General features: G+C 67.4%; 28 protein-coding genes and 1 pseudogene. 11 read left to right on the top strand and 18 right to left on the bottom strand.

Annotated features, from left to right (window positions below; genetic code table 11):
• Positions 1-92: 92 nt before the first annotated feature.
• The 3 genes and pseudogenes from ACZ4N5_RS30395 to ACZ4N5_RS30385 form a co-directional block, all read left to right on the top strand.
• Complete coding sequence (locus ACZ4N5_RS30395; RefSeq protein ID WP_467760245.1) at positions 93-581, top strand: DUF2231 domain-containing protein; 489 nt, start codon at positions 93-95, stop codon at positions 579-581.
• A 112-nt stretch (positions 582-693) separates the two neighbouring features.
• Positions 694-849 carry a DUF6131 family protein gene (locus ACZ4N5_RS30390; protein WP_467760302.1) on the top strand — a complete coding sequence of 52 codons (156 nt, stop codon included), beginning with the start codon at positions 694-696 and terminating at the stop codon, positions 847-849.
• A gap of 274 nt (positions 850-1123) precedes the next feature.
• Positions 1124-1276, top strand: a pseudogene (locus ACZ4N5_RS30385) (B/F/G family RNA polymerase sigma-70 factor); the annotation flags it as partial.
• Between the two features lie 35 nt (positions 1277-1311).
• Here the strand turns inward: ACZ4N5_RS30385 and ACZ4N5_RS30380 are convergent.
• From ACZ4N5_RS30380 to ACZ4N5_RS30365, 4 genes are all read right to left on the bottom strand, one after another.
• Positions 1312-1761, bottom strand: coding sequence for a hypothetical protein (locus ACZ4N5_RS30380; RefSeq protein ID WP_467760244.1), 450 nt, complete (start codon positions 1759-1761; stop codon positions 1312-1314).
• Positions 1762-1856: 95 nt separating this feature from the next.
• Positions 1857-2945: an iron-containing redox enzyme family protein gene (locus ACZ4N5_RS30375; RefSeq protein ID WP_467760243.1), complete on the bottom strand. Its 1089-nt coding sequence runs from the start codon at positions 2943-2945 to the stop codon at positions 1857-1859.
• Positions 2945-3163, bottom strand: a complete 219-nt coding sequence (locus tag ACZ4N5_RS30370) for a CDGSH iron-sulfur domain-containing protein (protein WP_467760301.1) — start codon at positions 3161-3163, stop codon at positions 2945-2947. The genes ACZ4N5_RS30375 and ACZ4N5_RS30370 overlap by 1 nt, the downstream gene beginning before the upstream one ends.
• 61 nt (positions 3164-3224) lie before the next feature.
• Complete coding sequence (locus ACZ4N5_RS30365) at positions 3225-3902, bottom strand: HemK2/MTQ2 family protein methyltransferase (RefSeq protein ID WP_467760242.1); 678 nt, start codon at positions 3900-3902, stop codon at positions 3225-3227.
• A 302-nt stretch (positions 3903-4204) separates the two neighbouring features.
• Here ACZ4N5_RS30365 and ACZ4N5_RS30360 point away from each other — a divergent pair, with 302 nt between their 5' ends.
• The 4 genes from ACZ4N5_RS30360 to ACZ4N5_RS30345 all read left to right on the top strand — a co-directional run bounded on the left by ACZ4N5_RS30360 (position 4205) and on the right by ACZ4N5_RS30345 (position 7885).
• Positions 4205-5014, top strand: coding sequence for an alpha/beta fold hydrolase (locus tag ACZ4N5_RS30360; protein ID WP_467760241.1), 810 nt, complete (start codon positions 4205-4207; stop codon positions 5012-5014).
• Positions 5014-6279: a PP2C family protein-serine/threonine phosphatase gene (locus ACZ4N5_RS30355; protein ID WP_467760240.1), complete on the top strand. Its 1266-nt coding sequence runs from the start codon at positions 5014-5016 to the stop codon at positions 6277-6279. Before ACZ4N5_RS30360 ends, ACZ4N5_RS30355 begins: the two co-directional genes overlap by 1 nt.
• Positions 6276-6644, top strand: coding sequence for an STAS domain-containing protein (locus ACZ4N5_RS30350; protein ID WP_467760239.1), 369 nt, complete (start codon positions 6276-6278; stop codon positions 6642-6644). Before ACZ4N5_RS30355 ends, ACZ4N5_RS30350 begins: the two co-directional genes overlap by 4 nt.
• A gap of 173 nt (positions 6645-6817) precedes the next feature.
• Entirely contained in the window at positions 6818-7885 is a 1068-nt protein-coding gene (locus tag ACZ4N5_RS30345; RefSeq protein WP_467760238.1) for a YihY/virulence factor BrkB family protein, read from the top strand.
• Between the two features lie 49 nt (positions 7886-7934).
• Here ACZ4N5_RS30345 and ACZ4N5_RS30340 read toward each other — a convergent pair whose 3' ends face one another.
• Positions 7935-8297 carry an STAS domain-containing protein gene (locus tag ACZ4N5_RS30340; RefSeq protein WP_467760237.1) on the bottom strand — a complete coding sequence of 121 codons (363 nt, stop codon included), beginning with the start codon at positions 8295-8297 and terminating at the stop codon, positions 7935-7937.
• Positions 8298-8465: 168 nt separating this feature from the next.
• On the opposite strand from ACZ4N5_RS30340, the gene ACZ4N5_RS30335 reads away from it, so the two are divergent.
• Positions 8466-8927: an ATP-binding protein gene (locus tag ACZ4N5_RS30335; protein WP_467760236.1), complete on the top strand. Its 462-nt coding sequence runs from the start codon at positions 8466-8468 to the stop codon at positions 8925-8927.
• 468 nt (positions 8928-9395) lie between these two features.
• Here ACZ4N5_RS30335 and ACZ4N5_RS30330 read toward each other — a convergent pair whose 3' ends face one another.
• From ACZ4N5_RS30330 to ACZ4N5_RS30270, 13 genes are all read right to left on the bottom strand, one after another.
• On the bottom strand, positions 9396-9866 hold the full coding sequence (locus ACZ4N5_RS30330; RefSeq protein WP_467760235.1) for a DUF3618 domain-containing protein: 471 nt from the start codon (positions 9864-9866) through the stop codon (positions 9396-9398).
• Positions 9863-10234, bottom strand: a complete 372-nt coding sequence (locus tag ACZ4N5_RS30325; protein ID WP_467760234.1) for a phage holin family protein — start codon at positions 10232-10234, stop codon at positions 9863-9865. The genes ACZ4N5_RS30330 and ACZ4N5_RS30325 overlap by 4 nt, the downstream gene beginning before the upstream one ends.
• Before the next feature lie 337 nt (positions 10235-10571).
• Entirely contained in the window at positions 10572-10850 is a 279-nt protein-coding gene (locus tag ACZ4N5_RS30320) for a gas vesicle protein K (protein WP_467760233.1), read from the bottom strand.
• Positions 10847-11074, bottom strand: coding sequence for a gas vesicle protein (locus ACZ4N5_RS30315; protein WP_467760232.1), 228 nt, complete (start codon positions 11072-11074; stop codon positions 10847-10849). Before ACZ4N5_RS30315 ends, ACZ4N5_RS30320 begins: the two co-directional genes overlap by 4 nt.
• Positions 11075-11077: 3 nt before the next feature.
• Complete coding sequence (locus ACZ4N5_RS30310; RefSeq protein ID WP_467760231.1) at positions 11078-11890, bottom strand: GvpL/GvpF family gas vesicle protein; 813 nt, start codon at positions 11888-11890, stop codon at positions 11078-11080.
• 64 nt (positions 11891-11954) lie between these two features.
• Positions 11955-12305 carry a gas vesicle protein gene (locus tag ACZ4N5_RS30305; protein WP_467760230.1) on the bottom strand — a complete coding sequence of 117 codons (351 nt, stop codon included), beginning with the start codon at positions 12303-12305 and terminating at the stop codon, positions 11955-11957.
• The gene (locus tag ACZ4N5_RS30300; protein ID WP_467760229.1) at positions 12298-13407 is read right to left on the bottom strand and encodes an SRPBCC family protein; all 1110 of its coding nucleotides are present in this window, start codon (positions 13405-13407) and stop codon (positions 12298-12300) included. Before ACZ4N5_RS30300 ends, ACZ4N5_RS30305 begins: the two co-directional genes overlap by 8 nt.
• Before the next feature lie 6 nt (positions 13408-13413).
• The gene (locus ACZ4N5_RS30295) at positions 13414-14418 is read right to left on the bottom strand and encodes a histone H1-like repetitive region-containing protein (RefSeq protein WP_467760228.1); all 1005 of its coding nucleotides are present in this window, start codon (positions 14416-14418) and stop codon (positions 13414-13416) included.
• Between the two features lie 7 nt (positions 14419-14425).
• Positions 14426-14680, bottom strand: a complete 255-nt coding sequence (locus ACZ4N5_RS30290; protein WP_467760227.1) for a gas vesicle protein GvpG — start codon at positions 14678-14680, stop codon at positions 14426-14428.
• A gap of 1 nt (position 14681) precedes the next feature.
• A complete protein-coding gene (locus ACZ4N5_RS30285; protein WP_467760226.1) occupies positions 14682-15431 on the bottom strand; it encodes a GvpL/GvpF family gas vesicle protein in 750 nt (249 codons plus the stop codon).
• A 3-nt stretch (positions 15432-15434) separates the two neighbouring features.
• A complete protein-coding gene (gvpJ, locus tag ACZ4N5_RS30280; protein ID WP_467760225.1) occupies positions 15435-15905 on the bottom strand; it encodes a gas vesicle protein GvpJ in 471 nt (156 codons plus the stop codon).
• Between the two features lie 40 nt (positions 15906-15945).
• Positions 15946-16266 carry a gas vesicle protein GvpO gene (locus ACZ4N5_RS30275; protein ID WP_467760224.1) on the bottom strand — a complete coding sequence of 107 codons (321 nt, stop codon included), beginning with the start codon at positions 16264-16266 and terminating at the stop codon, positions 15946-15948.
• A 505-nt stretch (positions 16267-16771) separates the two neighbouring features.
• Positions 16772-16948 carry a CsbD family protein gene (locus tag ACZ4N5_RS30270; protein WP_467760223.1) on the bottom strand — a complete coding sequence of 59 codons (177 nt, stop codon included), beginning with the start codon at positions 16946-16948 and terminating at the stop codon, positions 16772-16774.
• Positions 16949-17130: 182 nt separating this feature from the next.
• Between ACZ4N5_RS30270 and ACZ4N5_RS30265 the strand changes: the two genes are divergently transcribed.
• The 3 genes from ACZ4N5_RS30265 (at position 17131) to ACZ4N5_RS30255 (ending at position 18178) form a co-directional block, all read left to right on the top strand.
• Positions 17131-17301: a hypothetical protein gene (locus ACZ4N5_RS30265; protein WP_033279275.1), complete on the top strand. Its 171-nt coding sequence runs from the start codon at positions 17131-17133 to the stop codon at positions 17299-17301.
• 247 nt (positions 17302-17548) lie between these two features.
• Positions 17549-17899 (top strand): PRC-barrel domain-containing protein, encoded by a 351-nt coding sequence (locus tag ACZ4N5_RS30260; protein WP_389402056.1) that lies wholly within the window; start codon positions 17549-17551, stop codon positions 17897-17899.
• A gap of 102 nt (positions 17900-18001) precedes the next feature.
• On the top strand, positions 18002-18178 hold the full coding sequence (locus ACZ4N5_RS30255; RefSeq protein ID WP_467760222.1) for a hypothetical protein: 177 nt from the start codon (positions 18002-18004) through the stop codon (positions 18176-18178).
• Positions 18179-18188: the final 10 nt, after the last annotated feature.

Here is an 18188-nt window from a genome sequence, read left to right as displayed (position 1 = left end):
TGAACACACACGCCTTCGACAGCTCCACGCAAACCAGGAATCCCTCCCCTCTGGACACGGCGTCGACATGGTGGCTGACAAGCCTGGACCACATGGAACGGTCGACGGTTGCGGACCCGGCAATCCGAGCCCTCCAGCGGGGAATCCGCTCACTCCCGCTGGGTGGGGTGCGCGAACTGCTGCGCGGCCGACCGCTGGGCCATCCCGTCCATCCCCTTCTGGTACAGGTGCCGATCGGTTGCTGGCTGTCTGCCGCCGTACTGGACGTCGTGCCGGGAGGAGGGCATGCGCCTACCACCCTCACGGCCGTCGGTCTGGCCGGGGTCGCCCCGGCGGCGGTCGCGGGCTGGGCCGACTGGGCGGACCTGCCGCCCGAGCAGGCACGGGTCGGACTGGCCCATGCGGTCGCGAACGTGGCGGCGGTGGCGTTCTACGCCGCATCCCTGACCGCGCGGCTCCGTCGTCACCCGACGAAGGGCAAGCTGTGGTCGTTGGGCGGCATGGCAGCCGTCGCTGTGAGCGGTGCGCTGGGCGGCCACGTGGCTTATCGGCAAGCCGTGGGAGCGAATCCCGCGACCTAGGCGGACCGTGTCTGTCGACGCCTCCGAATCCGCGTTTGTCTCGTGGGAAGGCGGGGACCCGTGGCAAAGGATGAGGACGCCCGCAGACGACGTCCCGTCACCGGAGGAAACCATGATCATCCTCGGAGTCATTCTGCTCGTTGTGGGTCTCGTCGCGGGCATTGGAATCCTTTGGACCATCGGAATCATCCTGGTCGCGATCGGAGTTCTGCTGTGGATTCTGGGAGCGGTAGGACGTGAGGTCGGCGGACGACGGCACTACTGGTAGGGGCCGCCCTTGTCCGGGCATTCGCCCGACCATCAGCGACAATGATTCGTGGTCGCCCCCCCCCGACCCCGGCCGGTATGCCTCGCGGTTTTCGGTGCGGCCACCGTGAGAAGGGGCACGGCCCACCCTTTCACCCACCCGCTCAACGGAGGGTTCGACAGTCGGCCCGCCACCGGCCTCGCGACCGGCCACCCGCTCGGCGGGTGGCCACCCGCCGAGCGGGTGGCCGGTCCATGCGCACCGAGATCACCCCGAAGCGACGTACCCACCTTGAGCCCCCGACAGCGCTGTCGCACTCACCCAGCTGGCTGCTCTCGCTGACGGGCCCGAGAAGCGGGCTCTGCGTGACGAGGTCGTACAGGCGTGGACGCCCATGGCGAAGCGCATCGCCGGCAAGTATCGCGGCAGGGGCGAGTCCGTCGAGGATCCGAAGCCTCTTTTCCGGCAGTTGCCGAACGCGGTTCACCGATCAGGCGGCGGAGGTGTGGCGGTGTGGTGGGGGTGCCGACGGGTGCGACGGGCCGTCTTGAGGCGGGCCTCCAGGAGGTGATCCCGTCCGGCGGCGAGTTCGTCGACGATGTCGCCTTCCACTGCGGCGAAGGGTCGATAGTAGGTCGAGTTGTAAGCCTCGACGATCTGGAACGTCCAGTGGCCGGGGATGACGTTGCGGCCGACGAGTTCGCGTTCGACCAGGACGGCCTGCTCGTCGTGACCCGCCTCACGCAGCAGCCGCACCGCTTCGCCGAGCTCGAAGTCCGCCGTCCCGGTCAACTGGTGGAACCCGTACAGGTGGCCGCGGGCCCGCTCCGTGGTCTCCAGAGCCTTCGAAAGCGCCCCCAGGGCGTCCACCGTTTCCTCGTCGACGCCCTTGGGCACCTGGTGCGCCGAATCCATCTCGCGGTTGTTGTCCATGGTGATTCCCTGCCTGCGAGGTGACTCGCGGAGTGGTCGATTGAGCCATTCGGTGCGCGCACCGAATGCCAAATCCTCGGAACACGAGCGCTCCATCACTCATGCGGACCGCCTTCTTGTCCCAAGTGAGGAAGTGCCGAGGTCGAGGGCTGGAGTTCCGGGCCCTGTCCACCGCGCTGAGCAGGGACGCGAAGCACACTGCGTCCCTCCCGCCAGGCAGTGAGAAGCACGGCGCCGAGCCGGTCCTCCAGGAGGGTGGTGGCCTGGACACCGAAGACGACGTCCGGCTCCAGCGCGGGTTCGCTCTCCAGCAGACCGCCCACCACGTCGTGTCGTACGACCTGTTCGTGGACAGCATCCGCCTCGACGTGCTCGTCGTAGAACCGGATGGCGGCCGGCCCGGCACCGATGCGGCGCAGTGCCTTCGCCAGTCGGCGTGAGCCCGGAGAGGACGTCACCTCGACAGCGGCGAAGTGTCCGACAAGTGCGCCCCGCAACGCCCGGTGCAGCCCGAACAGGGACATCAGGTTCACGGTGGCGAGTGCCGCGGCCGGGGCGGCATCGAGGTAGTGGCCGTATGCCGTCTCCAGACCGAGGTCCTCCATGAGGTCGGCGAAGAGCCTGGCATGGATCTCCTCCGGGCGCCCCGCACCGAATTCGTCGTACTCCACCGCCACCATCGCCGCCTTGGCGCGGCCGTGCAGCCGCGGGATGACCCAGGCGTGCGGGTCCGCCTCTTTGAGGTGATAGAGCGACCGCAGCGCCGCGTACTCCGCCAACTGGCCCGGTTCGCCATCGCGTTGCAGATAATGCGAGATGCTCGTCTCGTCGTGGCCCACGGGCTCGATCTGCAGATCGTCGAGCGCCTGCTTCAGCGGGACCGGGCGCGGGACGTCGGCCCGCACAGCGGTGAGGAATCTCTGCTCGAGTGCGCGGCGCAGGAGCAGGAGGTCGGGGTCCCACTCGCGCTCCTCATCCACCGCGTCGAACCCTTGGTAGTGAAGTTCGTACAACACATACAGAGCGAGCTGCAGATCGTCACCGTAGGGATCGGCGCCGACTGCCCCTTCCGGTCCCGGTACCGGCAGTCCGTGGCCGAGAGCGGACAAGACGCCGGCGGACAGCGCGCCGCGCGGGGCGGGCAGCGGCGGGCTGGACAGTCGGGCCTCTTGTGCGGTGGACATCACTCGGCTCCCTTCGGCCCGGTTGCCCGGCCGGCCGCATCGCCGGGCTCGGCTCGGCAACCCCCGGACGACCCGGCGGGCCCGGTGGTCTCGCCGTCCGGCTTCAGGCGGCGGCGGTGACTGGTGTCGCACCAGGGATAGGTGCGGCTGCGTCGACAGGTGCAGATGGCCACGGTGAACCGGCGCGAGACACTGACGCTGCCGTCCTCCGCGATCACCTCGACGGGCCCCTCCACGAGCAGCGGCCCATCGGGGTCGACCCGGACACGGCGCGGTCGTTCAGGCGTGTTCGGCACGGATGACCACCAGCTCTTCCTCGTCCTCGTCGCCGAGCAGGCCCCTCCGGCGCAGCCACGGCAGGCGGGACCGCAGTACCGGTCCGAACGGAACCATGGCCCGGTCCGTGACGACCGGGGCCATGCCGGCGCCCGCGAGCCTGTCCAAGGTGGCATCGACACCGCAGAGCCCCGAATGAACCACCAGGAGTACGCCGGTGGGCCGCAGCACCATGGGCACGGCGTCACAGATCCGGTCCACCAGGATCCGGCCGTCGTGTCCCGCCTCCCAGGCCCGAGCAGCGCCCTTACGAGGGAGGCGGGCGTCGGGCGAGGGCACGTAGGGCGGATTACTGATCACCAGGTCGTACGACTGACCCGCCACCGCGGCCGTGAGGTCGCCGTGGCGCACAGTGACATGCCTCCGGGCGATCACCGCGTTGAGGCGCGCGGTCAGCACGGCCCGCCAGGAGATGTCGACAGCCGTCACGCGGGCTCCCCGTCTCGCCGCCTCCAGTGCCAGGGCACCGCTGCCCGTTCCCAGCTCCAGCACCCGGGTGCCTGAGTTCATGTCCTCCCGGCTCAGCGCCCGCGCCAGAAGGCGTGTGTCGTGCTGGGGCCGGTACACCCCGGGTGCCAGCAGAATCGGGGGGACCAAGGGCGTCAAAGTCTGGGTGGTCACTGCCTGCCTCCGATGTCGGGTACGGCGCGGGACGACCTGGGTCCTCCTCTCGCGCACCGATGCCGAGCCGGCTGAGGAATCGAGGAGGCGGACGCGTCATGTGTCCGTGACGACGGCGTTCTGCGGTGCAGCTCTCCGTCGAGGCGAGCCCTGTCCCTGTCGGCACTTGGGTCCCGTGCTTGTCTTCCGCACTGAGTGCCCCTGAGGCGGTGATCCACACGTCGGCGAGACGCTCGTATGTGATCCACGGGGCAGACGGGACTTGCGGTCGGGCCGCGCGGCAGTCTGCGAGGATGTTCCGTATGGACGTGCGGAGCAGGAACCATGTAAGGGTGACCGGCCGAACGGGCGGCCCCGTCGTGATGCTCGCGCACGGATTCGGCTGCGACCAGAACATGTGGCGGCTGGTGGTGCCGCTGCTGGAGCGCGATTTCACCGTGGTGCTCTTCGATCACGTGGGGGCGGGACGCTCGGATCTGGCGTCCTGGAGCGAGCAGCGCTACTCCACGATCGACGGCTACGCCGAGGACATACTGGAGATCTGTCACGAGCTCGAGCTGGGTCCCGTGACGTTCGTCGGACACTCGGTGAGCGCCATGATGGGTGTGGTGGCCGCGACACAGGAGCCGGGTGCGTTCAGTGCTCTGCTTCTGCTCGCCCCTTCTCCCTGTTTCATCGACGACCCGGTATCCGGCTATCGGGGCGGGTTCAGCGCCGAGGACATAGAGGAACTTCTGGAGTCGCTGGACGCGAACTATCTGGGCTGGTCGCGTGCCATGGCCCCGGTGATCGCGGGTAATCCGGAGCGTCCTGAACTGGGTGAGGAGCTGACCAACAGCTTCTGCCGGACCGATCCGGACATCGCCCGGGTCTTCGCCCGGGTGACGTTCCTGTCCGACAATCGCGAGGCTCTGTGTCATGTCCGGGTTCCGACCCTGGTGGCACAGTGTTCCAAGGACGCGATCGCACCGCCGGAGGTGGGGGCCTTCGTGCAGACGCAGATTCCCGGCAGCAGGCTGATCACACTGAATGCCACAGGGCACTGCCCGCAGCTCGCCGCCCCCGAGGAGACCGCTGCCGCGATCGCGGCCTTCGTCGGAGCCGGGCTTTGATGTGCATGACCGACGACCACGAGAAGAGCGAGAGTTCTCCCCCGCGCTCTGAGCCGGGTGACGACCAGGCCATGTTCTCCGCGCTGCTGGAGGACAGCGCGGAGGACTTGTACGAGCACGCGCCGTGCGGCTACCTCTCCACGACGCTGGACGGCCGCATCGCGAAGATCAACCAGACTCTGCTGAACTGGCTCGGCTACGAAAGCGGCGACCTGGTGGGCCGGAGGGATTTCTCCGATCTGCTCACCGTCGGCGGCCGGCTCTACCACGAGACCCATTTCGGCCCGCTGCTGCGCATGCAGGGCCAGATCAGCGGCATCGCCCTGGAACTCAAAACCGCTGACGGCGGGCGGCTGCCGGTTCTGGTGACCTCCGTCATTCGCACGGGCAGTGACGGACAGCCGCTACTGATCCGCACCACTGTCTTCGACGCCCGAGACCGGCGTACGTACGAATCCGAGCTCTTGCGCGCCCGTCAGGAATCGGACCGGGAACGCGAACGCCTGAAGCGACTGAACGCCACACTCCAGAAGACGCTGCTGCCCCCCACCCTGGTGGATGTGCCCGGCCTGGATGTCGCCGCCTACTACCACGTCGCATCCGCCGACGAGGTCGGCGGTGACTTCTACGACTTGTTCCCCCTGGCCTCCGGCACCTGGGGATTCTTCCTGGGCGACGTCTGCGGCAAGGGCGCCGCCGCCGCGGCCGTCACCTCCCTGGCGCGCTACACACTGCGCGCGGCTGCCGTGTACGACCCCGAGCCGGCGGCTGTGCTCGCCAACCTCAACACCGTCCTGAATCACGAGTACAACGGCGACGACCCGCGTTTTTGCACCGTCATCTTCGGCCTGCTCACCCCGGACGGGGACGAGGGCGGCTTCCAGGTCACCCTGGCCAGCGGCGGCCATCCGCCGGCCCTGCTGATGCGTTCCGACGGCCATGCCGACTATCTGCCGACTCCCGGCGGCCAGCTGATCGGCGTCCTGCCCGACGCCGACATCGCCACCACCAGCGTCCGCCTCGACCCCGGCGACACTCTGTTCCTGCACACCGACGGCCTCACCGAAGCCCACTCCGTCGGCGCCGAGGGCCGCTACGGCGACGAAGCCCTGCTGGAGTTCGCCCAGGAGCTGGCGCCCACGACCGCCCGTGACGCCGTGGCCGCGATCCGGGGCCTGCTCGACACCTTCGGTACCGGCGTGGACGACGACACCGCGGTCCTGGCCTTCAATGTGCCCCGACACAGCAGTGAAGAGCAGATGTGAGCCACGAACTGACCGTCCGCACCCGCACCACCCTGGCCGGCCCGGTGGTCGAGCTGATCGGCGCCCTGGACCATCACAGCGCGCCGGAGGTCCGCATACTGCTCCCTCGCCTCGCCCTCTCCCCCGGTCAGCAACTCGTCATCGACCTGGACCGGCTCACCTTCTGCGACTCCACCGGCATCACGGTTCTCATCGCCGCCCGCAACCACGCGCTGGCGGCCGACGCGTCCGTCGTTCTGGTAGCGGTCCCGGACCGCGTCCACCGGACCTTCCGGATGGTCGGTCTGGAACAGGTCTTCTCCATCCAGCCCTCCTCGCAGGCGGCTGCGGCAGCGTGGACTCGAACACAGCCCGCTCCTGAGTGAACGCGGGGCAGCGCGCCCGAACTCGGGCAAGGACGCCACCGCCGACTCGCCACAATCCCGCGCGGCGCCGCCAGGGACGAGCCGGGCGCGGCCCACGGGCTCGACGCTCTTGCCCATCCGCCCATTCGCTCCGGACCGCTGCTCAATGCCATGAACCGGGGTACCCGGCGGACATGACGGAATCGCACTTTCCAGAACAAATAGACCAAAACGCCGGCGGCGACGGGCCGGCACCCGAGGAGGCCGGTCCCGGACCCGAGGTGGAGCGGCGGGCCCCTGATGCGCCGACGAAGCTGCCCAGGCGGGCGTGGGGCAAGGTGTTCACCGGGAGCCTGCGGGAGTTCAAGGAGGACGAGCTGGCCGACCGGGCGGCGGCGCTGACGTACTACGGGGTCCTCGCCTTGTTCCCGGCCCTGCTGGTCCTGGTCTCCCTGCTGGGCATCACGGGCAGGTCGACCACGGACAAGGTGCTGAACAATCTCAGACAGCTCGCCCCCGGCCCTGCCCGTGACATCATCACCCGCGCCGTGGAGCAGTTGCAGGGCAACGCCGGCACCGGCTCCATCGTGGCGATCGTCGGTCTGGCGGTGGCGGTGTGGTCGGCATCCGGCTATGTCGCGGCGTTCATACGCGCCGCGAACGTCGTCTATGACATGCCCGAGGGCCGCCCGGTATGGAAGATCCTGCCGGTGCGCGTCGGTGTGACGGTCGTACTGATGGTGCTGGCGGTGGTCAGTGCGCTGATCGTGGTCTTCACCGGTGGCGTGGCCCGCCAGGCCGGCACGGCGCTCGGGATCGGGGACACCGCCCTGACCGTGTGGTCGATCGGCAAATGGCCCGTCCTGGTCGTTCTGGTCACGGTGATGATCGCGATCCTGTACTGGGCGAGCCCGAACGCGAAGGTGAAGGGATTCAAGTGGATCACGCCGGGCAGCTTCCTGGCCCTGGTGCTCTGGATGATCGCCTCCGCCGGATTCGCTTTCTACGTGGCCAACTTCGCCTCGTACAACAAGACATACGGCACGATGGCCGGCGTCGTCGTCTTCCTGGTGTGGCTGTGGATCAGCAACCTAGTCATTCTCCTTGGCCTGGAATTCGACGCGGAGGCTGTGCGCCAACGGGCGATCGCCGGCGGCATGTCTCCGGAAACCGAGCCCTACACCGAGCCGCGCGACACCCGGAAATGGGACGAGGAGGACCGACACCACCTGCACGACGAAGGATCGGCGCCCCCCTCGTAAGGTGCCGAGTCCCAGGGTGCTCCCGCCGCGCACTCGCGATCCTGCGGGGTCAGCCCTCCAGTGCTTGGACCACGGTGGGGTAGCAAGGGATGAGCTCGTCGATACCGACGAGCTGCATCACGCGCAGCACGGACTGCTGCGCGCCGGCCAGACGGATCCAGCCCTGAGCGTCGGTAGCCACGCGATGAGCACCGATGAGAGCGTTGATGCCACTGGAGTCCATGAAGGTGACCCCGGCGAGGTCTGCCACGATCCGCGGTGGCGCGTCGCCCGCCTGCTGGTTCAGCGCCTCTCCGAGACGGTCACGTACGAGGTGATCCAGCTCGCCGCACACGGTGACGACCCGCACACCGTCGATGGTGGAGTGGTTGACGGAAAAATGGCCGGACTGTGCTGGCTGTACGTCTGTCACCGTGTCCTCGAATGCGCTCGCTGGGCCGTTGCGGCCGGAGCGTGTGCCCCACCCGGTCCCGATGCTACGGGGCGGCATGCCCGAACAGCGGATGCGTGGGAGGAGCAGCAGCATCTTCTCTGCCGCCCGGGGTACATGTGCGGACAACAGGAACGAAGGTGAACAAATATGGAGTCGTCCGGTAGGGACCGAGCGGGGGCGCCGAGCACTCACCCCATAGCCACCGCTGTCCCCTTGGCCGGCGGCAACTCCTGCATCGCCGAGGCACGTCACCTCGCGGCGGACTTCCTCACCCGCGTAAAGGCAGATCAGGACGTCGTCGTCTCCACCCGCGTGATGGACCTGACCCAATTGGTGGTCAGCGAACTGGTCACCAACGCGCGAAAATATGCCCCTGGTCCCATATTCATGGAACTGCGCATCGCGGAGGCCACGGTGGAGGTGACCGTGCGAGACAGCCGCCGTACCCGGCCGGTCGCCTGCGCCGTCGATCCCCTCCGCATCGGTCGCCACGGCCTGGAGATCGTCATGGCCGTCGCGCGGAACTTCCAGGTCCACGTGGAACCGTCCGGCAAACGCGTCACCGCGCGCATCGCTCTGGCCGACGACTCCGGGTCCGGACGAGGCTGATGCTCCCGTGCGGCCGGCGATCCGCCGACGAACTTGTTTGACCCGAGTCGGGCAGGTCACTCAAAGGCTGGGTCCCGGCGCCATCCGGACCCGGGCGCTGATCGTTGGGACAACAGCGACCAGCGTCGCCTCCGCATCCGGGCTCCTGCCGCTGCGCGACGACAGTGTGCGGCGCGACGCGAACCCGGCTGGGCCACGACCTGCTCGGCACCTGCTCAGCGTAAGGCTCGGGACCCTCCAAGAAGTACTGCCCAAAGCATGACCGCGAGAGCCGAAGACCGGAGAACGAAGCCCGAAGGCATGCACGACACCGGCCGCCGCGAAAAGTCGCGGCGGCCCGGCGGCGCGTAGGACGCCTCTGCCTGCACCGGCGTCGATCCGGACGATTCATCGGCCGGAGGTCGGAACCCGCTGAGCGACGGCGCGTGTGCCCAGTGACGCGGGGCAGGCCGCCTCCGTCGCCCGGGGTCATCCCTTCCTGGGACGGACCACCCACCACACGATCAGCGCCGCACCTGCGACTCCCAACAACAGCGTGCGGTTGTTCTTTGCCATGCGCGCGCCCTCAGCCGCATGCTGCCGCACCGACTCGGGAGCCCTCTCCTCCCACAGGCTCCCGGCCTGCGCGGCCTTGTCCCGAACCTGCCCGGCGGCCTGACCGGCCTTGTCCTTGACGGCGTCGGGCAGCTTGTCCTGGACCGAGTGCGCAGCCCCGGCGGCCTTGGCCTTCAACTCCCCCGCCTTGGCCACCGCCTGCTCCGCGACCTCGGCGGTCCTCTCCTTGACCTCGGCACCCTTCTCCTTGGCCCGGGCCTTGACATCAGCCTTGTCGGCCAACTCCTGGACCGTCTCCCCCAGCTCGGCGCGGGTCTGCTCGACCTGCTCCCGCAGTTCTCCAGGAGTGGCGGCAGTCTGCTCATCGTCCGACGGGTTGTTCATCGGTGGGCACTCTCCTTGATCTCGGCCACATCGGCCTTCACGTTCTCGATCGCCTGCTCCGGCATCGGGGGAGCCGCACGGCTGATCTGCTTCTTGCCGCTCAGGGCGATCACCGCGGCAACAACGCCCAGAACGGCGGTGACAATGAGCGCTGCGGCCCACACCGGCAGCGGCACGGACAAGCCGGCGATCGCGGCAGCCACGAGGGCTTCCAGCATCAGAAAGCCGACCACTCCCGCGCCGCCGAACAGTCCGCTGCCCTTGGCGTAGCGCCTGCCCTTCTCCTTCATCTCCGCCTGGGCCAGCCGAAGTTCGCCTCGCACCAGTTCGGTGAGCTGCTGCGAGGCCCGCTCTACCAGCTCACCCACCTGATCCGACCCGGTTCCCCGCGTTTGCCTGCCGGGTCCGGGTCCGTCGACATGCGACTGCGCGTTTGACACGCGACCACCTCCCGCCTGTCTCTTCGCTGAGGCCGAAGCGCCATGACGCGTTTCGGCAGTCGTTGAGGCGCGAGTACCCGGAACATCGCGGATCAGTTCAGGAAGGGCCATGCGATCCGGGCGAATTCTCACGCGGCCCCAGGGCCGGGCAGGGGCAAGACCCCGTTACCGCAGGTCTCAGGCCGGGCAGGGCAGGGTCGGCCAGCTCTGCCGCGGCGGGCACGGCGAGGGTCGCTGCGGATCCAGCAGAGCTGGATCAACGTCTTCAGCTCCTGGGCAAAAGGGTTCCGAGCGGGCCGAGGTCGAGATTGAGATCCTCCGGACGCACTCCGTGCTGCTCGCAGAGTTCCGCCATCCGCTGGTCGAGCAACATGAGCGTGGTCCCGATCTCGTCGACCTGCTCTTCACTGAGGTCGCCCTGCTCGACACGGCGAATCGCCTGGCGCTCCATCAGCTGCCTGAGGAGTTCGACCACGGTGAGTACCAGGGCGACCAGGTCGCGCCCCATCTGGTCGGAGTCCAGATCGAGTCGCGAGCCGCTCACAGCGGACCGCCGTCCGCCCAGGGAGCCGGGACGCGCTCGTTGACGGACGACAGCAGCGCATGAAGGGACAACCGCACCAGCGGAACGTCAGCGATGCCGATGACCAGATCCCCACTGATCACCACGCCGGTTGCCAGGACACGGTCCAACAGATCGACGAGCGGGACCCCGATGGGGCCGCTCAGGGGCCCCGGGGTGTCCCAGGGCACCACGTCGTGCGTCACCGTCTACACCTCGCCAACAAATGAGTAGGGCACCCACGGCCCGGACAGCTCGATATCCGCCCCGGTGCGTTCCCGCAGCGTCCGTGCCAGCAGGGCCAGGTCCTCAGCGCGGTGTTCGGCCACCAGATACGTCGCATTGAGGACCTGGACCCGGCGTTCCCCGGCCGGCTGGGCGTGCGGCCGCAACCTACGGGACGCGGTGGCAAGGCCCCGGACTTCGGCATCCACCGCTTCCGCGGTCCTCAATGCCTCGTCCTGGATCCGCTCGCGGCGCTCCTGCGCGCCCCGCTTGCGGTTCAGGTAGGCAAGGCCGGCTCCAGCCGCCGGGCGAGAGCGCTCGGTCGGCGCGACCTGCCGGATCGGCGTCTGTACCGTGTCGTCTCGCGGGCTGGGCGGCGCGTAGACCTTCACACCCCATTCGGCGTGGTGGGCGATGCGCTTGAGCGCGGTATTGAACCGATCCGCCTCTTTGGCGAGGGCCTCTCGCGCCCTCTCCTCGTCGTGGTACAGCGTGGCCATCGGCAGGGGAACTGTCGGGCAGCAAGCCGCGACCGCGGCGACGACATCATGGTGGGCGCGTGCGTATCGTTCGAGTTCCCGCTGGTCGGACAGGCGCGCCTGCCAGACTTCGTCCGTGAAGTCGCTCGCGCGGACGGTCTGGACGATCGCCGTCAGTGTCCCCAGCGACAGAGAGCTCACAGGCGCCTCTTCAGTGACACCCGGCAGCCCGACGACGGCCGAAAGGTCCGGGTTCCAGCAGACAGCGAACACGTAGATGGTGTTGACGCCCGTAGGCTCAGGCCCGCGCTCGGTCATGTACCTCGGTTCTCCTTGTTCCGTGCCGTCTCGGGGCGTTGCTGCTGTGGGGCCGCCGCTGTGGCTATTTCTCCGACGTCTCGGATTCGAACGATTTCTCCGGCGTCTCGGATTCGAGCTGTTTCAGCCGCTGACGCAATTCGCGGTTCTCTTCCTGCAAGGCGTTGCGTGAAGCACGCGAACTGAGGGCCGGATCATTTTCCCACCAGTCGATTCCGGCCTTCTTCGCGGTATCCACGGACGCCACGAACAAGCGGAGACGAATGGTGAGCAGTTCGATGTCGAGGAGATCGACCTTGATGTCCCCGGCGATCACGATTCCTTTGTCCAGAACGCGTTCGAGAATGTCGGCGAGGTTGGTGGTCTGAGGACCGGAGACGGGGTACGAGCCCTGCCGGTAGTCGACTTCACTCACGGTGTCGCCTCTGTCCTCGCCTCTTCCTGGGAGCTTCTTCCTCGTCCTGCGCCTCGTCTTCGTCTTCGGCCTCGGCCCCCTCTTCGTCCTCGTCCTCGTATGCGTCCTCCGCCCCCTCCTCCCCCTCGCCTTCGTACGCCTCCTCCTCGTCCTCGTACGCGCCCTCCTCCGCTTCTCCGTCCTCGTCCTCGTCCTCGTATGCGGAGTCGGCGCCTTCCTCCGCATCGCCTTCGCCCTCGCCCTCGGGCTCTTCGCCCTCCGACTCCTCCTGCTCAGCCTCTTCCTCTTCTACGGCGTCCTCGTGGGATACGACGACCTCGCCGTCACGGATTTCGCCCCGCCAGCCCTCGGGTTCTTCATTGGTGAGAGTCACGTACCGCTGGAAGTTCTTGAAGTCCAGTCGCATGCGGCGCCCTTGCGCCCGCCAGAGGTTGCCCGTCTTCTCGAAGAATCCCGACGGGTAGTACTCCACCACCAGGACGATTCGAGTCAGGGTGGGCGCCAGCTCGTGGAAGCTGACCGCGCCGCGCGTGGTCCCCTTGGCGCCTTCGGAGGTCCACACGATGCGGTCATCAGGAATCTGCTCCTGGACAGTCGCCTTGAAGCTGCGCGACGAAGGGCCGACCTTGACCTTCCAGTCGCTCCCTGTCTCGTCGCTCTTCGAAACGTCGCGAACGCCCTTCGCGAAGCTGCTGAATTTGTCGTACTGAGTCCAGTAGTCGTAGGTGTCCCGGAGCGGCACTCCGACATCGAGAACCTCGATGATGTTCATGACCTTGCCGCCGCTGGCCTTCCGCTTCCCCTTCCCGCCCCCGAAGGCGCTCTTGGCCTTTTCTACGACGTTGTCCTTGACGCCCTTGGCCTTCTCCGACAAAAACGCCTTCAGCGGTGAGTCGCCCTGGAGGATGCGGGAGCCGATCGCGGGAAGCGAGCCACCGTTCTGGGCCGCGTCACTGAGTTGTCCGGCGACGTCCGTGAGTTTGTCACCGGCTTTCTCGGTGAGATTCTCCAGCTGCGCAGACACGAACTTGGACAGCTCTTCGCGAAGCCGGTCCGCGCCCGACGATTCCTCTGCCGATTCGTCCTTTTCCGTCTTGGTCATCGCTGCCTACCTCCGACGATCGGCACGCTTGGATGCTGCTCGCTTGGAAGACGTCGTCTTCTTCGCCGCAGTCTTCTTGGCCGGAGCTGTCTTCTTCGCTGCGGTCTTCTTGGCCGCAGTCTTTTTCGCCGCCGTCTTCTTCGCCGCGGTCTTCTTCGCCGCGGTCTTCTTGGCCGGTGCCGCCTTCTTCGCCGCCGTCTTCTTCGCCGCGGTCTTCTTCGCCGCCGTCTTCTTGGCCGGAGCCGCCTTCTTCGCCGCCGTCTTCTTCGCCGCCGAGCTCTTGGCGGTCTTGCCGGCCGCGGTCTTCTTGCTGGGTGCCGCCTTCTTCGCAGCCGTCTTGCTGGAGGTGGTCCTCTTCGCCGGCGCAGTCTTCTTGGCCGCCCGAGGCTTGTCCCCGCCTGCGGGAGCCGCCTTCTTACGTGCCGCTCGTGCGGGTGCCCTGCGGGACCGATCCGATTGCGAACCGCGGCGCCTCCGCGGCCTCGCCTCCGGTTCTTCTTCGGGCTCTTCCTCTTCCGGCTCTTCTTCCGGTTCTTCCTCGTCCTCGTATTCGTCTTCCGGCTCTTCCTCTTCCTCCTCGACCTGGTCCTCTTCGTACTCGGCCTCCGGCTCCCCCTCCTCCTCTTCCCCCTCCTCGTACTCCGCGGCCTCCTCGTCCGGGGCGTACTCCTCCTCGTACTCCTCCCCCTCATCCGCCTTCTCCAGGAGGCGGGCCGTCCGGTCGCTGAGGGTGTCGGCAAGCGTGCTCATGCCGCGGTCAGCGGCGGCGGTCATGGCCTTGCGGCCCGCCTCCAGCACTTCCCCTCGCAATTGCTCCTGCAACTCGGCGACTTGCGGGATCTCCCCCAGTCTGCGCATCCCTTCGGCGGCGAGCTGGCGAGGTTCAAGACCGAATCGCCGGCCCGCCAGGTAGGTGGCAATGGACAAGGCCAGTCGGCCCTTCTTGGAACGGCCCAGCACATAGCCGCCCACTACCGCAGCCGCGAGAGCCACCTTTTCCTTGTCATCCATGATCTCGTCACCTTCGGTCTTTCGGCGTGGAACAGGTCTGTGCGGCATGCAGCCGGTCGAGCAGCCGTTCCTCTTCTCGCTCGAACTCCTCCAGGCTGATGTCTCCGTCTTCAAGCTCCTGGTTCAGCAGAGCCAGTTGGGCACGGAGTACTCCTGGGTCGTGCAATTCACGCTCGGCGGCGTCATTGAGCTTCTCCGCCACCCAAATAACGCCGCGGACCGGCGCGATCGGGAGGGTGAGCAGGCCGGTGATGATTCCCATCTCAGACTCCGATGGCTCGGACGGGAGTTCCTTCGGCGGAGACGAAGCTGTAACAAGGGAGCGGGCCCGTGAGACGCAGCTCCACACGGTCGCGATGCGTACGGCCGAAACGCTCGGCCGCGCTTCGGAAGGCATCGCTGTCGCCGCGGTTTACGAGGAATGACGCGTTGAGCACGCATCCCTGGACTTCGGGACCTGAGGCCACCGCACGGGCCCTGGGCGTGAGCTCGTGCAGAATTCGCCGGCCGGCTTCGGCGGCCCTGCTCTCCAGAGCAGCCGAGACGGCCTCGCCCAGTCGCAGGCTGGCTTCGTATCCGGGCCGTCGACGCGCCTCGTCCCGCAGCCGGCGGACGTGCTTGTCCTGCGCCACAAGGTTTGCCAGCGCGTCCTTGGCCGGGAGCGCCTTGAGGTTTACCTCGACCCCGTCGGAGAGGTGTTCCAGAGCGGCCACGTGGTCCGCCTCGCGGGCCTTCAACTGGCCGCGCACCGCCTCCTCGTCGGACGCGACCATGCCGAACCGCATTGGCAGTACCGACCCCTGCTCCGACAGGCGCAACAGCAAATCCTGGTGAGCGAGCAGATCGCGCCGTCTGGCGCGGAGCTTGGGCGGAGCCTCACTCACAACAGCGGCGACCCGTCCCTGCCGGATCGCCCGCAGCTGCGCAGCCGGGCTGCCCACACCCGTCGCGTCCACCGGCAGCGGCCTTCCCGCGCGGATGATCGCGTAGACGTACACGCCATCGTCGGCCACGACTCACGCCTCCACAGGTCGTCGTCGGCGGCTGCTGCTGCCCCGGGCCGGAGCACGACGCTTCCTCGGCCGTTCCTGCTGCTCTTCCTCGTCCTCATCAGGCTCGTCGGAGTCGTCGTCACCGCCGCCGACCACCTTGCGAACGGTGTCGCCCACAGTTTCCGCGGCCCTGCGAACCTTGCGTTTGCCGATGGACTTGGCGGCACCACCGCCGATCAGCTCGGGGACGGTGGTGCTGCCGGAATCACGCTCCAGGTCAAGCCGGTTGCACGCTTCCGCGAATCGCAGGTACGTGTCGACACTCGCTACCACGATGCGCGCATCTATCTTGAGGATCTCGATGCCGACCAGGGACACCCGGACGAACACATCGATCACCATGCCCCGGTCAAGGATGAGTTCGAGCACGTCGTACAACGTGCCGGCGCGCGGTGGGCACGCCACTACCTCGTCGGAGTAGGTGGTCGCAGGCATGGGGCATCCTTCCGGTAGTCGGGCAGACCTGAGTTGCTGGTCACTCGTCGGCGGACCCCCGCCGGTAGCGTCGGACCCGGCGGTACTCCATGAGTTCGCCGTCCTGGTCGAGCCGCACCTCGTACGAAGCGAGAAGGCTCGTCGTGTCCGGAATCCGCGGCAGCTCAAGGACGTCCACGACGACACACCAGCCGTCGCCCTCACGCCCCACTGCCGATACGCCCTCCGTGGGATGGCCGATCAGGCCTTCCAGGCTCCGGCAGGCAGCACGCGCAGCATCTTCCGCTCCACGCACGGACGGCGTGCGGCGAGCTGTTGTCGTCGAGGATTTCCTTGGGCGCGGCCGACGCTCTTCTGCCATGAATCAAGTCTGGTGTGTATCCGGTTCGACGCACCTTGAGTGAGCCAGTCGGGCGTTCGTTCCCGGAATCATGGCCGTCTGCGCCGGCGTCCTGACTGGGGGGACCAGGAGCGCGCTGGGCGAGGATCGCACTCACAGAGGTGCCGAGACACACCGGCGGGCTCTTCCCAGCCGGGCGGCCCTCGGTCACGTCGTACGCGGCGTTCGCGGCGTTCGCGGCACGGATGAACGCCGTCACATACCCGTACGCGGACCGAACTGCCAGCGCGATGCCGACGATCGAGCCGATGCCGGAATCATGCCGCGCGCCCCGCCAGAGCTGGACGTGTCGGGCGCCCGGCTTGCTCACGGGTGCTTCCGCCGCGTCGAACAGATACCGACGAGTAGCCGGTCGTGCGCCCGAGTGGCCCGAACGTTCAGGCGACGGGGCGTGGTTCGCTGCCAGGACAGCACCGATCCCGGCGGCCCAAAGCAAAGTGGGCTGCCGGGATCGGTCAGGCCGGCGCTACTTGGGCTTGATGGCGTCCTTGGCCTTCTCCTTGGCCGAGCGCAGATCGCCCTTGGACTCTTCGACGTGACCCTCAGCCTTCAGGGACTCGTTGCCCACCGCACCGCCGACCACCTTCTTGACCTTGCCCTTGGCCTGCTCGCCCTTGGCCTGGGCCTTCTCGTCCGCAGCCACAACCACTCACATCCTGTCCCTATTGAGAAATATTCCATCTCCCGTGTCACCCCTGATTGCGCCCTCAAACCCGGAAGGCAGTCCGTGGAACTTTCGTCACGCCAGGTCCGTAAGAAATATCTAAGCTCCGCGGGAGTGGAGATCGTTTCGCAGGGGACACGGTGGCTCGGAGGTTGATAACTATGGTTCCTATTCTTCTCGTTCTTCTGCTCGCTCTGATCCTCTTCGGTGCCGGTTTCGCACTCAAGGCTCTGTGGTGGATCGCCGTCATCGTGCTGGTCGTATGGGTGCTCGGCTTCGTGATCCGCCCCGCGGCAAGCGGCGGCAAGCGGGGCCGCTGGTACCGCTGGTAGGCATGTCCGGAACTAACTCACTGACCCGGGTGGGCCCCGACGCCAACGCGTCGGGACCCACCCGCGCTCCGTTGCGCGGGTGCACGTGGGTGAATACAGATGACGTATTTCCTCGGTGCGCGTGTGTGGCATCTGGGATGGAGGGCACCCGACGTTCCGAGGAAACGTCATCGAATTTGGATGACGCCTGTACGACTCCACAGTCTTTCTGTGGAGTGGCGAAGAATTTCGATGAGGGAGCCGTTTTATGAGTGACAGCATCTGGGGCTACCAGCCGACCACCGGCCACATCGCGGGCACCGATCTGACGGGGTACAAGGTCGAGGCGACCGACGGCAGTATCGGGAAGGTCGACAAGCACTCGGACGACGTCAGCTCCTCGTACCTCGTCGTCGACACCGGCGTGTGGATCTTCGGCAAGCACGTTCTGCTGCCGGCCGGGACCGTGAAGACGGTCGACCAGGCCGAACGGAAGATCTACGTCGCCCTCACCAAGGACCAGATCAAGGACTCTCCCGAGTTCGACAAGGACAAGCACGTCGGCGACGCCGGCTACCACGAGCAGGTCGGCGGCTACTACGAGAACCACCGCGCCTGACCTCACAGCGCCATGCAAGAAGTGGGGCCGCCCGGAAACCTCCGGGCGGCCCCACTTCCCATGTGTCCTACGGCAAGCGCCCGGCGTGCAGCATGGTCGTACGTGGCCGCCTCGGACGAGGTACACCGGATTTCTGGGATGGTGTCGTGCGAACCGGACGAGATCGACATGCACCTCGACGGTGTGCGGCAGAGCCTGGAACCCGGGCAGAACGTCGTCTCGCACGGAGTGGACCGCAACCTCGAGCTCGACGCAGCGCTCTCTGATCAACGGGCCTGACCACTGCCGC

The organism is Streptomyces sp. NPDC026500, from assembly GCF_055567635.1.
This window is presented reverse-complemented; position numbering and strand designations above follow the sequence as displayed.

Bases quoted from the DNA above. Each gene is read 5' to 3' on its own strand.
- ACZ4N5_RS30295 (WP_467760228.1), bottom strand. From the start codon at position 14,418: ATGGATGACAAGGAAAAGGTGGCTCTCGCGGCTGCGGTAGTGGGCGGC.
- ACZ4N5_RS30260 (WP_389402056.1), top strand. From the start codon at position 17,549: ATGAGTGACAGCATCTGGGGCTACCAGCCGACCACCGGCCACATCGCG.
- ACZ4N5_RS30310 (WP_467760231.1), bottom strand. From the start codon at position 11,890: ATGACCGAGCGCGGGCCTGAGCCTACGGGCGTCAACACCATCTACGTG.
- ACZ4N5_RS30330 (WP_467760235.1), bottom strand. From the start codon at position 9,866: ATGAACAACCCGTCGGACGATGAGCAGACTGCCGCCACTCCTGGAGAA.
- ACZ4N5_RS30355 (WP_467760240.1), top strand. From the start codon at position 5,014: ATGTGCATGACCGACGACCACGAGAAGAGCGAGAGTTCTCCCCCGCGC.
- ACZ4N5_RS30390 (WP_467760302.1), top strand. From the start codon at position 694: ATGATCATCCTCGGAGTCATTCTGCTCGTTGTGGGTCTCGTCGCGGGC.
- ACZ4N5_RS30335 (WP_467760236.1), top strand. From the start codon at position 8,466: ATGGAGTCGTCCGGTAGGGACCGAGCGGGGGCGCCGAGCACTCACCCC.
- ACZ4N5_RS30395 (WP_467760245.1), top strand. From the start codon at position 93: ATGGAACGGTCGACGGTTGCGGACCCGGCAATCCGAGCCCTCCAGCGG.
- ACZ4N5_RS30290 (WP_467760227.1), bottom strand. From the start codon at position 14,680: ATGGGAATCATCACCGGCCTGCTCACCCTCCCGATCGCGCCGGTCCGC.
- ACZ4N5_RS30265 (WP_033279275.1), top strand. From the start codon at position 17,131: ATGGTTCCTATTCTTCTCGTTCTTCTGCTCGCTCTGATCCTCTTCGGT.
- ACZ4N5_RS30360 (WP_467760241.1), top strand. From the start codon at position 4,205: ATGGACGTGCGGAGCAGGAACCATGTAAGGGTGACCGGCCGAACGGGC.
- ACZ4N5_RS30275 (WP_467760224.1), bottom strand. From the start codon at position 16,266: ATGGCAGAAGAGCGTCGGCCGCGCCCAAGGAAATCCTCGACGACAACA.
- gvpJ (WP_467760225.1), bottom strand. From the start codon at position 15,905: ATGCCTGCGACCACCTACTCCGACGAGGTAGTGGCGTGCCCACCGCGC.
- ACZ4N5_RS30380 (WP_467760244.1), bottom strand. From the start codon at position 1,761: ATGGACAACAACCGCGAGATGGATTCGGCGCACCAGGTGCCCAAGGGC.
- ACZ4N5_RS30345 (WP_467760238.1), top strand. From the start codon at position 6,818: ATGACGGAATCGCACTTTCCAGAACAAATAGACCAAAACGCCGGCGGC.
- ACZ4N5_RS30300 (WP_467760229.1), bottom strand. From the start codon at position 13,407: ATGACCAAGACGGAAAAGGACGAATCGGCAGAGGAATCGTCGGGCGCG.
- ACZ4N5_RS30375 (WP_467760243.1), bottom strand. From the start codon at position 2,945: ATGTCCACCGCACAAGAGGCCCGACTGTCCAGCCCGCCGCTGCCCGCC.